At 68.0% G+C, this 13311-nt stretch carries 18 protein-coding genes; 9 read left to right on the plus strand and 9 right to left on the minus strand.

The window, feature by feature from the left end:
- Positions 1–122: 122 nt before the first annotated feature.
- Complete coding sequence (locus IPG97_15645) at positions 123–398, minus strand: hypothetical protein (protein MBK6857927.1); 276 nt, start codon at positions 396–398, stop codon at positions 123–125.
- Positions 399–479: 81 nt separating this feature from the next.
- A complete protein-coding gene (locus IPG97_15650) occupies positions 480–776 on the minus strand; it encodes a hypothetical protein (GenBank protein ID MBK6857928.1) in 297 nt (98 codons plus the stop codon).
- Between the two features lie 492 nt (positions 777–1268).
- On the opposite strand from IPG97_15650, the gene IPG97_15655 reads away from it, so the two are divergent.
- From IPG97_15655 to IPG97_15685, 7 genes are all read left to right on the plus strand, one after another.
- Positions 1269–1442: a twin-arginine translocation signal domain-containing protein gene (locus IPG97_15655; GenBank protein MBK6857929.1), complete on the plus strand. Its 174-nt coding sequence runs from the start codon at positions 1269–1271 to the stop codon at positions 1440–1442.
- On the plus strand, positions 1439–1792 hold the full coding sequence (locus tag IPG97_15660; GenBank protein ID MBK6857930.1) for a hypothetical protein: 354 nt from the start codon (positions 1439–1441) through the stop codon (positions 1790–1792). Before IPG97_15655 ends, IPG97_15660 begins: the two co-directional genes overlap by 4 nt.
- A gap of 241 nt (positions 1793–2033) precedes the next feature.
- Positions 2034–2975: a hypothetical protein gene (locus IPG97_15665; GenBank protein MBK6857931.1), complete on the plus strand. Its 942-nt coding sequence runs from the start codon at positions 2034–2036 to the stop codon at positions 2973–2975.
- Positions 2976–3170: 195 nt separating this feature from the next.
- Entirely contained in the window at positions 3171–4466 is a 1296-nt protein-coding gene (locus tag IPG97_15670; protein MBK6857932.1) for an IS1380 family transposase, read from the plus strand.
- 212 nt (positions 4467–4678) lie between these two features.
- Positions 4679–5341, plus strand: a complete 663-nt coding sequence (locus IPG97_15675) for a sugar transferase (GenBank protein MBK6857933.1) — start codon at positions 4679–4681, stop codon at positions 5339–5341.
- Positions 5332–6288: a DegT/DnrJ/EryC1/StrS family aminotransferase gene (locus IPG97_15680; protein MBK6857934.1), complete on the plus strand. Its 957-nt coding sequence runs from the start codon at positions 5332–5334 to the stop codon at positions 6286–6288. Before IPG97_15675 ends, IPG97_15680 begins: the two co-directional genes overlap by 10 nt.
- Entirely contained in the window at positions 6191–6505 is a 315-nt protein-coding gene (locus tag IPG97_15685; GenBank protein ID MBK6857935.1) for a DegT/DnrJ/EryC1/StrS family aminotransferase, read from the plus strand. Before IPG97_15680 ends, IPG97_15685 begins: the two co-directional genes overlap by 98 nt.
- Positions 6506–6574: 69 nt before the next feature.
- Here the strand turns inward: IPG97_15685 and IPG97_15690 are convergent, their stop codons facing one another.
- The 7 genes from IPG97_15690 to IPG97_15720 form a co-directional block, all read right to left on the minus strand.
- A complete protein-coding gene (locus tag IPG97_15690) occupies positions 6575–7774 on the minus strand; it encodes a glycosyltransferase family 4 protein (GenBank protein MBK6857936.1) in 1200 nt (399 codons plus the stop codon).
- Between the two features lie 10 nt (positions 7775–7784).
- On the minus strand, positions 7785–8411 hold the full coding sequence (locus tag IPG97_15695; protein ID MBK6857937.1) for a NeuD/PglB/VioB family sugar acetyltransferase: 627 nt from the start codon (positions 8409–8411) through the stop codon (positions 7785–7787).
- Positions 8412–8821: 410 nt separating this feature from the next.
- Positions 8822–9112, minus strand: coding sequence for a hypothetical protein (locus IPG97_15700; protein MBK6857938.1), 291 nt, complete (start codon positions 9110–9112; stop codon positions 8822–8824).
- Positions 9113–9116: 4 nt separating this feature from the next.
- Entirely contained in the window at positions 9117–9587 is a 471-nt protein-coding gene (locus IPG97_15705) for a nucleotidyltransferase family protein (GenBank protein MBK6857939.1), read from the minus strand.
- A gap of 123 nt (positions 9588–9710) precedes the next feature.
- The gene (locus tag IPG97_15710; protein MBK6857940.1) at positions 9711–9896 is read right to left on the minus strand and encodes a hypothetical protein; all 186 of its coding nucleotides are present in this window, start codon (positions 9894–9896) and stop codon (positions 9711–9713) included.
- A gap of 135 nt (positions 9897–10031) precedes the next feature.
- A complete protein-coding gene (locus IPG97_15715) occupies positions 10032–10511 on the minus strand; it encodes a hypothetical protein (protein ID MBK6857941.1) in 480 nt (159 codons plus the stop codon).
- On the minus strand, positions 10486–11244 hold the full coding sequence (locus IPG97_15720) for a hypothetical protein (GenBank protein MBK6857942.1): 759 nt from the start codon (positions 11242–11244) through the stop codon (positions 10486–10488). The genes IPG97_15715 and IPG97_15720 overlap by 26 nt, the downstream gene beginning before the upstream one ends.
- Before the next feature lie 616 nt (positions 11245–11860).
- Here IPG97_15720 and IPG97_15725 point away from each other — a divergent pair.
- On the plus strand, positions 11861–12271 hold the full coding sequence (locus IPG97_15725) for a hypothetical protein (protein ID MBK6857943.1): 411 nt from the start codon (positions 11861–11863) through the stop codon (positions 12269–12271).
- 498 nt (positions 12272–12769) lie between these two features.
- On the plus strand, positions 12770–13311 hold a 542-nt coding region (locus IPG97_15730; protein MBK6857944.1), incomplete at its 3' end, for a hypothetical protein.

Genomic DNA, 13311 nt, shown 5'->3' on the forward strand with positions numbered 1-13311 from the left:
GCGTCGAGCACCGACACCCGGATCACGGCTGAGGTCGAGGTTGTTCATGCACAGCGCTTCCATGGCGGCGCCGGAAACCGAGCTGTTCCACCTCACCTCGTTGCCCAACCGCCGGTCCAGGATCACCACCACCGCGGGCTCGGCCACCAGCCGTTGACCACCGCCGAGGTCCGATGCGCACAACAGGAGCGGACCAGGGACTCGACTCGTCCCGTCGCCGCGCCGGCCGGCAGCGCCCAGGCCCCGACCTTGGCCACCACCGGACGGGTGAACGAATGCACCATGCCGGACACCCCGTCGAGAACCACCTGTTCGTCGTTCACCAGATCGAACCCCTGGCCGACCAGGTGCGATACCAACGTCGACTTCCCGGTGCCAGAGGCAGCCAGGACGAGCACGGCCCGCCCCAGAGGATCGGCTACCGCTCCGCCGTGAAGGTTCCACTCGGCCCCATGTCCAGAACCGCCGGCTCACCAGGCTCAGCACGGTGACCGCCACGCTTCTCGACCGCCACCACCCGCTCCCCCACCCCACTCGGGACGTACCCGCACCGTCGCCACCGGTTGAGGCTCCAGATGGACGACCAACGGGTCGCCATCGACCACGGTGACGTCGTCTCCCATCGACCGTCGGGCGATGGCGACACATCCCTCACGGGGCAGCCCAGCGGGGCCAGAGCGGCGGGCACAACACCGCTCCCGTGGTCGAGGATCACCAACCGTCGGTAGGTGGCCCTCGCCGGGGAAAGCCTCCCGACTCCAGGTGAACGATCCCACCCGCCGGCCCGATCCCCACCGGACCGGGCGGTGCGGTAGGCGTCGCCGACTGTGCGTCTGTGGTGTCGGGTGGATTCTGGTCACGGAACGGTGCTGGTCGGATCAAGCGGTCGGGTCGGTCACCTCCAGCGCTCGACTCCCGATCAGGCGAGTTCGGTTCATCGCGGTTCGCCTCGTAGATCAGCAACGGAGCCGGATAGGCGATGGTAGATCCCCGATGCCCTACCCAAGTCGACCGCCCAGAGAAGTCACCTCCCTTCGGATCTGGCGACCAAGGCAGACTGGACCTATGAGCCACCGTCTCATCCTCGTGGCCATCGCAGCCGCCGCCTTCGTGGCGGTGAACCTGCTCGTGTTCGCGATCTCCGAGCTCGTCTGGCCATGACGGCGACCCCGTCCCCGACAGCGAGGTCGCGCCCGAGCCACCAATCCGCTGCACTCCCCATCCCGTGATCCTCTAATATGTCCCCGACCTGATTTGAGGAGGGCTAGATGAGCGATCGAGAGAACAACCAGGCCGACGACGCCAGCATCACCAGGCGTGACGCCATGCGCAAAGCGGCGGGCATCGGCGCAGTGGCTGGCGCGGCTTGGGCCGCGCCATCGATCACCGGAATGTCGATCGTGCCGACCTTCGCTGCGGCCAGCACCGCCCCATCGTCATGACCGGCACGGCCACCAAGACCCTGGGGTGCTTCGGGCCGGATTCCTTCGCCGTCGACCTAACCCACCCGACCATCCCGGCCAACAGCGGCTGGTGGAACTTCGCCTTCCAGGGTTGCAGCGCGGCCAGCACTGAGTCGGTTCGCTACGATTTCTTGGGCGGCCGGACCGACTGCTACAAGGAGCCGGTCGGCTACCAGTGCAAGATGGAGCTGCTCAACGGCACCACCGTCGTCTACGACACCGGGCACATCGACAGCACCGGCAACCAGCTCGGCGGCACCATCTTCATCGGCACCGCCGCCTACCCCAATGGTTTCGGAAACATGAACTGGCGCATCACCTGCGTCTGACCTGAACCTGCTCACGTCCTTCCTCGACCGTCCTCAGGTCCGAGACGCCGTTTGGCGGTGGCGTGCGCGGACCAGTTCCTGGCCTGGGCCCCGTGGGCGGCACCCGTGGTGCTGGACCGGCGGGCCCTGGCCGTGCTCGACGCATTCGACGGCTCCCCCTTCCCCGCTGGCCGACGCCCTCGCCGACATAGAAGCCCGAGACCGCTCGGAAGCGCTCATCGAACTTCAACACCTCGCGGTCATGTTCGCTCGGGTCGGCCTACTGGACGACGGCACCCACCACCCTCGCCCGAACCTGACCGCCCTCGGCCGTCCCGTGACCGTGTGCGACCGCGACTGGTGGAGGCTTGACGCCTCGACCATCACCGACCTGCACCTCGATGATCGACTCCTCACCGTGTCGAGTACAGACGAACGGCTCTCACAGGTCCTTGCCGGCCTGACCGGGCTCCACTCCACGACGCGAGACGCCATAGACGACACCACCCCGCTCGAGTTGGTGGTGGCCATGTCCGAACGAGAGCGGGGGGTACACGCCCTCTACGGCCGAGGGGGGCGGGTCTACGCCCGCTCGACAGATCGAAGCGCGCTGATCCACCAGTTCTGTCTATACCTCGCCTCCCTGGCCTGGCTTGCCACCGATCCCGACGTGGTGTGGCTCGACTCGCTGCTCCTCCATCGAGACGGAGAAGCTGCACTGCTGCACGGCCGAGCCCGCCACATGTGGACCCAGTTCGGCCGACGCCTGGAACAGCGGGGCTGGCGGGCGCTTCCATCGGTCCTGGCCGCCCTGGACCCGGCCACCGCCCAGGTCGTCGTTCCCCCCATGCCCACCGGGGTGGTGGCCGAGGCCATGGACCTCCTCGACCTCACCTCGACACCAGAAGTCGCGTTTGGGTCTCGGCTGACGGTGACCAGGATCGATGACCTGGCTCCCGACTACGAGGTGTCATTCCTGATCAACGCCGGCCACGACCTGAGCGATCTGAGCCCACCTCTAACCGGATGGCGGGTGGCGCTCATGGCATTTCGAGGGGCCGCCGATGCCTGGCCCAGCCACGACCCACCCGAGGCCACACGAGGTGAGACAGCCCTTCGCACCGCGGCCGTGCTGGCCGAAAGACCAGACCTACCTGCCGCCCTACACCTAACGGACGACGCGCTGGTGGCTTCGTTGACGTGACCAAAGGCCCCCTCGGCCTTCGGTCGCTACACAAGCCGCGGCTACCGTCAACACGCCCACCAATCAACCTCCTGAGCCTGGATCCACCGATGAGGCGAGGGTCTGACGGTCGCGTATCCGCGGAAAGTGCCTCCCACGCTGGGACGATGACGGTTCTCGAGGCCACACCATCGCCAGCACCAGGAGGCACTTTCAGTGACAGTCAACCACGGGATCGACCGGATCCGGGTGACCTTCGATGACGAGTCGCTCGTCGCGGATGCCGGGCTGTTGTTGGTGGCCACGGTCGCGGCCCGCCTGGGGCTCGAAGCGCTGATCAACTCGACGGTGCGCCTCGCCGGTCGGGTGGGCGGCGCCCGACCGGGCCGCAAGGCCCTCACGTTGATCCACGCCATGATCAGCGGCGCCGACTGCATCGACGACACCAACCGGCTCCGCGCCGGGGCGACCGGCGCGGTGCTCGGCCATCGGGTGATGGCCCCCTCCACGCTGGGCACGTTCTTGCGGTCCTTCACCTTTGGCCATGTCCGCCAACTCGAAGCCGCCGTCGGCAAAGCCATCGAGCGGGCCTGGGGTGCCGGGGCGGGCCCGACCGCGACGTTGATTGTCGATGTGGACTCCACGATCTGTGAGGTCCACGGCTACGCCAAGGCTGGCGCCGCCTACGGCTACACCAAGGTGCTGGGCTACCACCCGTTGCTGGCGACCCGCGCGGACACCGGCGAAGTCCTCCACGCCCGGCTGCGCAAAGGCTCCGCGAACACCGCCCGAGGGATCATCCGCTTCATCGACGAACTGCTGGCACGAGTCGAGCGCGCCGGTGGGGGCGACGCGATCATCGTGCGAGCCGATTCGGGCTTCTACCAACACAAGCTCCTCGACCGGCTCAGCCGGGCCGGGGTCGGATTCTCGGTCACGATCGCGCAGCGCCAAGCGGTCCGCGCTGCGATCGAAGCGATCCCAGAATCGGCGTGGCAGCGCATCGACTACCCCGACGGCGAAGCCCACGTCGCTGAGTGCCTCTACCGCAACCGGCGCCTGATCGTGCGCCGAGTCCCCGGCCATCAAGGACCCCAACGCCAACTGTTCACCACCTGGCGCTACCACGCGTTCGTCACCAACCTCGCCGGCCCCGCCTGGTCTCTGGACCGCCAACACCGTGCTCACGCCGTGGTCGAGCTGTCGATCCGCGACCTCAAAGCCGGTGGCCTCGCCCACCTGCCCTCCGGGTCGTTCAACGCCAACAGCGCCTGGCTCCAACACGCCGTGCTCGCCCACAACCTGATCCGCTGGACCGCGCAGCTCGGCGGCCACACCACCGATCAACTGACCGTCGCCAAGACCTTCCGGACCCGACTACTCAACATGCCCGGCCGCCTCGTCAACCGCAGCGGGAAGCCCACCCTGCGCCTCCCTGCCCGCTGGCCATGGGCCGACCAGTTCACCAGCGTGCTCGACACGCTCCGGGCCCTGCCGACCGTCCCGCTCTGACCGCGACCCCGCGGCCCCAGCGCACCGCAGCTCAACGCCAGCGCTGACAACCCAACCCGCCACGACCGCTACCTCGACGCGCCCCAACAGCCCCGCGCCCCCGACCAACCGCCGATCCAGCCAATCACCACGCCATCACCAGGACCCCACCGGCAGCTCGGTGGATCCAGGCTGAGACCGTCCCGGTGCGTTCCCCCGTCCTCAAACGCCTGATGGATCTCGCGCTGGCCCTGGCCGGCCTGGTGGTGGCCGCCATCCCCATGGCTGTCATCGCCGTGGCCGTTCGCCTCACCATGGGCAGCCCCGTGTTGTTCCGCCAGCGTCGCCCCGGCCTGCACGGCGAGTTGTTCGACGTGTTCAAGTTCCGGACCATGCGTACCGGGGCGGGCAGCGACGCCGACCGACTGACCCGCCTCGGGGCGTTCCTGCGCCGTACCAGTCTCGACGAACTACCCGAGCTGTTGAACGTCATACGAGGCGAGATGGCTCTCGTCGGTCCCCGCCCGCTGCTCCCCGCCTACCTGGACCGCTACTCGCCCGAACAAGCCCGCCGCCACGACGTCAAACCCGGAATCACCGGTCTGGCCCAGGTGAGCGGACGTAACGCCGTGGACTGGGACGACCGGTTCCGCCTCGATGTGGCCTATGTGGACACCTGGACCGTCGCGTTGGACGCACGGATACTGGCGCGTACCCTACGATCCGTGGTGAAGCGTGAGGGGATCTCTGCGGAGGGTCACGCCACCATGCCCGAGTTCATGGGATCCGCCGCCATGTCCAAAACGATGCCCGATACGGGCCCTAGCGCCGATACCAGCCCGACCGGGGTGGTCGACCCTGGGCCAGACAACGTCGGCGGCTCACCATGCCCGTGACCCCGCCGCCGGTACGGGCCGGGTCTGGATATGACCCTTTGGCGTCGCTGTACGGCGCCGACACGCCACCGGCCAAGGACTATCGCCTCCGCCTCGCCTCCCCGGTGATGGGCACCGAGGAGACCGAGGCGGTCACCAGTGTGATCGAGTCCGGGGTCCTGACCAACGGCCCCTGGACCAGACGTTTCGAGGCCGCCATGGCCTTCCGCCATGGCACCGACCACGCCGTGGCCTTCGCCAACGGCACCGTCGCCCTGGCCGCCATGTACCTGGCAGCCGGGATCGGCCCGGGAGACGAGGTGATCGTTCCGTCGTTCACCTTCATCGCCACCGCCACATCGGTCGTCCACGTCGGAGCCACCCCGGTGTTCGCCGACATCGATCCCATCACCTTCAACATCGATCCCGCTGCGGTGGCCCGGTGCATCACCCCACGGACCAAGGCCATCGTGCCGGTCCACTACGGCGGTCAGCCCGCAGACATGGACCGCCTGTTGGAGTTGGCCACCGCCCACGGGCTCAGCGTGTTCGAAGACGCGGCCCAAGCCCACGGGGCCAGCTACCGCGGGCGGCCAGCAGGGTCCTGGGTCGGGCCGCCATGTTCAGCTTCACCCCGGTCAAGGCCATCACCACCGGCGAAGGGGGCCGTCGTCACCACCGACGACGCCGACCTTGCCCACCGGATGCGTCTGCTGCGCAACCACGGCATGGACCGGCCCTACCACCACGAGATCGTCGGCTACAACTGGCGGCTGTCGGAGATGCAGTCGGCGCTGGGCGTCAAGCAGCTCGACCGCCTCGACGAGATCCTGGCCGTCAAGGCTGCCAACGCAGACCATGGCCGCCCTGTTGGCCGACCTCGCCGACGTCGAGGCGCCAACCGAGCTCCCCGACCGAACCCACCCCCACACCATCTACACCATCAAGGTTCCGCCCCGACTCCGTGACCTGGTCATGGACGCCCTCGATCAGGTCGGCATCGAGACCCGCCGCTACTTCCCGCCCGCCCACCTCGAACCCGCCTTCGTGGGGCTCGCCGACCACAAGCTGCCCGTCACCGAGTCGGTGGCCGAACAGGTGGTGTCGCTCCCGTTCCACTCCCGAATCACCACCGAGGACCTCGAGGAGATGGCCGCCATCATCGGCGAGGTCCTCGAGACCTGATCTCGGAAGACTGTCGCTGAAACCTGTCGCTGAAACCTGATCTGGGCGGCACCGCGGCGGGCACCGCGGTCAGGGAGCCGACAGACCCCGCTCGCCGAGAAGGCGTCGGTAGGTGGCCAAGGTGATGTCGATCACCCGTCGCTGGTCGAACTCCTCGACCGCCTTGACCCGCGACGCCTCCCCCATGTGGGCTCGCCGCCGCCCATCGTTGGCCAGCACAGACACGGCCTCGCTCAGCGACCCAGCATCACGCGCTCGGACCAACAGACCGTTCCCCCCGTCGTCGACCACCTGACGACATCCCCTGATGTCGGTGACCACCAACGGCACCCCGGTGGCGGCGGCCTCCATGGCCGACCGGGGAAAGCCCTCACGGTGCGAGGCCAACACGTACACGTCCAACGCCCGGTAGAAGTCCTCCACATCGGAACGCTGACCCAGGAACGTGATCCCGGACTCGCCCGACACCCGAGCCAGGTCGGCCTCCACCAGACCATCGGACTTGTCGGAATCGAGAGGACCGACCACCAGCCATCGCACCTGGGGATCGGTCTCACGCAAGGCCGAGGCCGCCTCGATCACCTCGGCCAGACCCTTCTCCCACACCAGTCGGGCCACAACGCCGACCGCCACCTGGTCTTCGGTCACACCGAACCGGAAGCGAGCCGCGGCCCTGGCTTCGGTGGTGGGGACCGAAAACCGCGACAGATCCACACCGTTGCCCAACACATGGATCCGATTCGCTGGGACCCGCAGCCGTCGAAGCACGGCCACGTCCTCCACGCTCTGGAGCAATTCAGCATGGGAGCACGCTGCCGCCAGGCGTTCCAGCCCATAGACCACCGCTCGGCGCGGCCAGGAGTCTTCGGGGGTGGCGTACAGGCCGTGGACGGTGTTAACCACCACCGGCACCCGGGCAGCCCGGGCCGCCGGACGACCGAACCAACCCGGCTTCGGGTTGTGCAGGTGCACGATGTCGGGGCGTTCATGGCGGAACAGGCGGTACAGCTCCCCGATCAGGGCCAGGTCCCGTCTCGGGTCCATGGCCCGGGTGGCATTGGCCAGCGCCACGTGACGGATCCCGGCCGCTTCGAGCGCTCCCACGTGGGGTCCGGGGGCTGACGCCCCCACGACCTCATACCCGGCCCGTGCAAAGGCCTGGAGCTGCGGCTTGAGCAACAGGTCCAGGCTCATGTCCACCGTGGTCACGTGGATCAGCTTCCGGCGACCACCGGCCCCCGGTGACCGCACCGCCCCAGATCGAGACACGGTGTCGATCTCAGCCGTTGCCGAGAGAGCTCGGTCGGGCCGGAACCCCGTGGACGGTGGTGGCGGCGGCAACATCGTGGAGCACCACCGCTCCCGCCCCGACCCTGGCGTCTGGGCCGACGCGAACCCGGGGACCGACCACAGCGCCCACGCCGAAGAAGCTGCGCTCACCGACCTCGACGCCACCGGTGAGACGACAGCCCGGGCTCAAGGTGACGTGATCCCTCAAGATCACGTCGTGGGACAGGCTGCAACCCACGTTCACCTGCACGCCCTCCCCCACCTCGACGTTGGTGGTGATGATGCTCCCCGCGGCGACGACCGAACCGTCACCTAGGCGCACGTCTCGACCCACCGAGGCCGTGGGATGGACCAGCGCAGGCGCCAAGGCCACACCGGCCGCACGCACCTGAGCCGATAGCCGGCTGCGCAGCATCGCATCACCCACCGCCACCACGGCCACGAGTTGATCCGATCCGCAATCTCCCACCGTGTCCACACCGCCCAAGACGCGGGCACCCAACCGGGACAGCCTGGCCTCGGACTCCCCATCCGGTACGGCATCGTCGAGGAAACCCAGGAGGTTCCAGGCCGGGCCGGGATCGGCTGCGTTCACGGCCACGACCAGTTCGAACACCTCGCGACCATGGCCCCCAGCCCCACAATCACCAGGTCCCGGGCCGGGCCGACGTCGCTCACGACCGGAGGATACCCATCACCTCGACCGCAGGGCGTCGCCCGCTCCTTCCCCATCCAGTCGGAGGCCGGCGACAGAACACCGCCGGAAGGCTCTGCAGTTCGGCGGATCCAGGCTCAGCCACCGTGATCACGGCGCTGACGTCGGGCTCCTCGCTGCAACAGCTTGGACCGGTTCATGTCCCGTGCACTCAGGTGTTCCCGGGACGGGAACAAGACACCGGCCGTATACGCCCATCGGTCCCCCAGTTGGGCAACTCGGACACCACCCTCAACCGGGAACGGCCGTAGGAGGATCCATCTCGTCGCTGGGCCATGATGATGCGACGCTCGCTCGGGCTGGGATCTACCTCATCGAACCAGGCCTTCCACCGTGGGAGGCTCACTCCCCGGCAGCGAGAGGATCGATGCCGCCGCCTCGTGGAGCACGGCGGTGCCGTTCCAGGCTTCGGCTTCGCTGACCACACCGTCGACCTCGACCTCCGAGGAGAGCAGGTAGCCCAGCAGGTCCCGACGGCTCATCAACCGTGGGATCGGCGAGCCCAGCATTGCGTGATAGGCGGCGTGAAGGACTCGCACGACCCGCGTCGGCGCCGACATGGTCACACCGGCAAGGTCGAAGTGGACGGGATCGTCGAACAACCGCTCAACGGGGGACCCGCACGGCATGGACACCGTCACAGATGGTTCTATGGAGGTCTATCTCGACGTGGTCCGAGAACGTGAGCGTCACCGACTTGGCGAAGCGGCCATCGAAGCCGGGCCGCCGCTGGGGATAGGGACGATCGGCCCCCATCGCCACCAGCACCTCAACGGTTCGATCGATGTCGCTACCTCGCACCACCAGATCCAGGTCCCCGAAGGTACGCAGACCGGGCTCGAGCTCGTCCAGATGCGCCACCGCCGGCCCTTTGACCACCCGCAGGTCCGTGATCCCAGAGACAGCGAGACGCTCGGACACGTCGCACAGGCGATCCTCCAACTTCATGCACCACGCCAGGGCGTCGAGGTGGTGGCGCTCCAGCAGATCTACCTGGGCTTCCCCCAACAGAACGGCGCCCGACTCCGACGCCGCCATGAGCGCACCGGTCAACCGTTCAACCCGAACCGACTCCACCAGCGCAACCCCCAAGTGGCTCCAGTCGACCGGCTGGCCCCCAGATTGGCCCCTTGGACCATGGGCGCAGTCGTGGCCACCAGATGTTCGAGCTGGGACCCGAACCCGTGGTCCACCGACTGATCACTGTCGACCAGCATCGTCATCCTCCGCATGCTGGTGAGGTCCCACCTCGACAAGGCCCGCCGCCGACATAGCCTCGACCGCGTCCCTGACCGCTTGGTCAACCACGTCGCCGCCTACCCCCACCGCCGCCCCCTGGGCCACGGCGATCAACTCGGAGAGCGTGTGGGGTGTGTCCAGCTCCACCCACACTCCGGCCGTGACGCCTTTGCAACCGGTGCAACTGTTCCTCACCCCGACCCAGCAGCAGGATCGACGCGCCGCATCGACGGGTGAACAGGTCTGTCCGACGCGTCAACCGGACGTGATCGGGGCCCAGCGTCATCTTGCACCGTCACCAATGGTTGCGGGTCGCTGGTGGATGAAGCCCAGGGCCGCCAGTTCGGAAACCAGCTCTCCACCGGGACCCGTCATCTCGACGGCGCCGACGGTCAGGTCCCACAGCAGCGCCGCACCTGCCGCGTTCACGCTCACGACCGTACCGGCCTCAGGTTGATATGCCACCAGCTCACCGCAGGACCACACCCTCACCGTCGATCCCCACGACCAGGGCCCGCCGGGGGACGGCTCCGCCAGCGTCGCGGTAGTCGGAGCAGGTTGCACCTCGACCGCGGTCTTCTCGACCTCCAGGACCCATCGGCCACCCGAAGGCGAAGGCGGGTCGGCCATGAGCCTCTCGATCACCTCCATCGCCTCCGCCGCATGCTCGTAGGACAGTCGCACAACGGGAACCTTCGCCACCAGCCGGGCGAAGGCGTCGAGCACCGACACCGGATCACGGCTGAGGTCGAGGTTGTTCATGCACAGCGCTTCCATGGCGGCGCCGAAACCGAGCTGTTCCCACCTCACCTCGTTGCCCAACCGCCGGTCCAGGATCACCACCACCGCGGGCTCGGCCACCAGCCGTTGACCACCGCCGAGGTCCGATGCGCACAACAGGAGCGGACCAGGGGACTCGACTCGTCCCGTCGCCGCGCCGGCCGGCAGCGCCCAGGCCCCCGACCTTGGCCACCACCGGACGGGTGAACGAATGCACCATGCCGGACACCCCGTCGAGAACCACCTGTTCGTCGTTCACCAGATCGAACCCCTGGCCGACCAGGTGCGATACCAACGTCGACTTCCCGGTGCCAGAGGCAGCCAGGACGAGCACGGCCCGCCCCAGAGGATCGGCCACCGCTCCGCCGTGAAGGGTTCCACTCGGCCCCATGTCCAAGAACCGCCGGCTCACCAGGCTCAGCACGGTGACCGCCACGCTCTCGACCGCCACCACCCGCTCCCCACCCCACTCGGGACGTACCCGCACCGTCGCCACCGGTTGAGGCTCCAGATGGACGACCAACGGGTCGCCATCGACCACGGTGACGTCGTCTCCCATCGACCGTCGGGCGATGGCGACACATCCCTCACGGGGCAGACCCAGCGGGGCCAGAGCGGCGGGCACAACACCGCTCCCGTGGTCGAGGATCACCAACCGTCGGTAGGTGGCCCTCGCCGGGGGAAAGCCCTCCCGACTCCAGGTGAACGATCCCACCCGCCGGCCCGATCCCCACCGGACCGGGCGGTGCGGTAGGCGTCGCCGACTGTGCGTCTGTGGTGTCGGAGTGGATTCTGGTCACGGAACGGTGCTGGTCGGATCAGAGCGGGTCGGGTCGGTCACCTCCAGCGCTCGACTCCCGATCAGGCGAGTTCGGTTCATCGCGGTTCGCCTCGTAGATCAGCAACGGAGCCGGATAGAGCGATGGTAGATCCCCCGATGCCCTACCCAAGTCGACCGCCCAGAGAAGTCACCTCCCTTCGGATCTGGCGACCAAGGCAGACTGGACCTATGAGGCACCGTCTCATCCTCGTGGCCATCGCAGCCGCCGCCTTCGTGGCGGTGAACCTGCTCGTGTTCGCGATCTCCGAGCTCGTCTGGCCATGACGGCGACCCCGTCCCCGACAGCGAGGTCGCGCCCGAGCCACCAATCCGCTGCACTCCCCATCCCGTGATCCTCTAATATGTCCCCGACCTGATTTGAGGAGGGCTGAATGAGCGATCGAGAGAACAACCAGGCCGACGACGCCAGCATCACCAGGCGTGACGCCATGCGCAAAGCGGCGGGCATCGGCGCAGTGGCTGGCGTTGCAGGCCGCCATCGATCAACGGAATGTCGATCGTGCCGACCTTCGCTGCCGCGGCCAGCACCGCCCCCATCGTCATGACCGGCACGGCCACCAAGACCCTGGGGTGCTTCGGGCCGGATTCCTTCGCCGTCGACCTAACCCACCCGACCATCCCCGCCAACAGCGGCTGGTGGAACTTCGCCTTCCAGGGTTGCACCGCGCTCAACACTGAGTCGGTTCGCTACGATTTCTTGGGCGGCCGGACCGACTGCTACAAGGAGCCGGTCGGCTACCAGTGCAAGATGGAGCTGCTCAACGGCACCACCGTCGTCTACGACACCGGGCACATCGACAGCACCGGCAACCAGCCCGGCGGCACCATCTTCATCGGCACCGCCGCCTACCCCAATGGTTTCCGGAAACATGAACTGGCGCATCACCTGCGTCTGACCTGAACCTGCTCACGTCCTTCCTCGACCGTCCTCAGGTCGGAGACGCCGTTTGGCGGTGGCCGTGCGCGGACCAGTTCTGGCCTGGGCCCCGTGGGCGGCGGCACCCGTGGTGCTGGACCGGCGGGCCCTGGCCGTGCTCGACGCATTCGACGGCTCCCCCCTTCCCCGCTGGCCGACGCCTCGCCGCTGACAGAAGCCGAGACCGCTCGGAAGCGCTCATCGAACTTCAACACCTCGCGGTCATGTTCGCTCGGGTCGGCCTACTGGACGACGGCACCCACCACCCTCGCCCGAACCTGACCGCCCTCGGCCGTCCCGTGACCGTGTGCGACCGCGACTGGTGGAGGCTTGACGCCTGACCATCACCGACCTGCACCTCGATGATCGACTCCTCACCGTGTCGAGTACAGACGAACGGCTCTCACAGGTCCTACCGGCCTGACCGGGCTCCACTCCACGACGCGAGACGCCATAGACGACACCACCCGCCTCGAGTTGGTGGTGGCCAGGTCCGAACGAGAGCGGGGGGTCACGCCCTCTACGGCCGAGGGGGCGGGTCTACGCCCGCTCGACAGATCGGGCGCTGATCCACCAGTTCTGTCTATACCTCGCCTCCTGGCCTGGCTTGCCACCGATCCCGACGTGGTGTGGCTCGACTCGCTGCTCCTCCATCGAGACGGAGAAGCTGCACTGCTGCACGGCCGAGCCCGCCATGTGGACCCAGTTCGGCCGACGCCTGGAACAGCGGGCTGGCAAGGGCGCCGTCGGTCCGGCCGCCCTGGACCCGGCCACCGCCAGGTCGTCGTTCCCCCCATGCCCACCGGGGTGGTGGCCGAGGCCATGGACCTCCTCGACCATCACCTCGACACCGGTAGTCGTTTTGGGTCTCGGCTGACGGTGACCAGGATCGATGACCTGGCCCCCGACTACGAGGTGTCATTCCTGATCAACGCCGGCCACGACCTGAGCGATCTGAGCCCACCTCTAACCGGATGGCGGGTGGCGCTCGCGGCATTTGAGGGGCCAGCGATGCCTGGCCCAGC

It is taken from the genome of Microthrixaceae bacterium (assembly GCA_016702505.1).
GTDB lineage: Bacteria > Actinomycetota > Acidimicrobiia > Acidimicrobiales > Iamiaceae > Aquihabitans.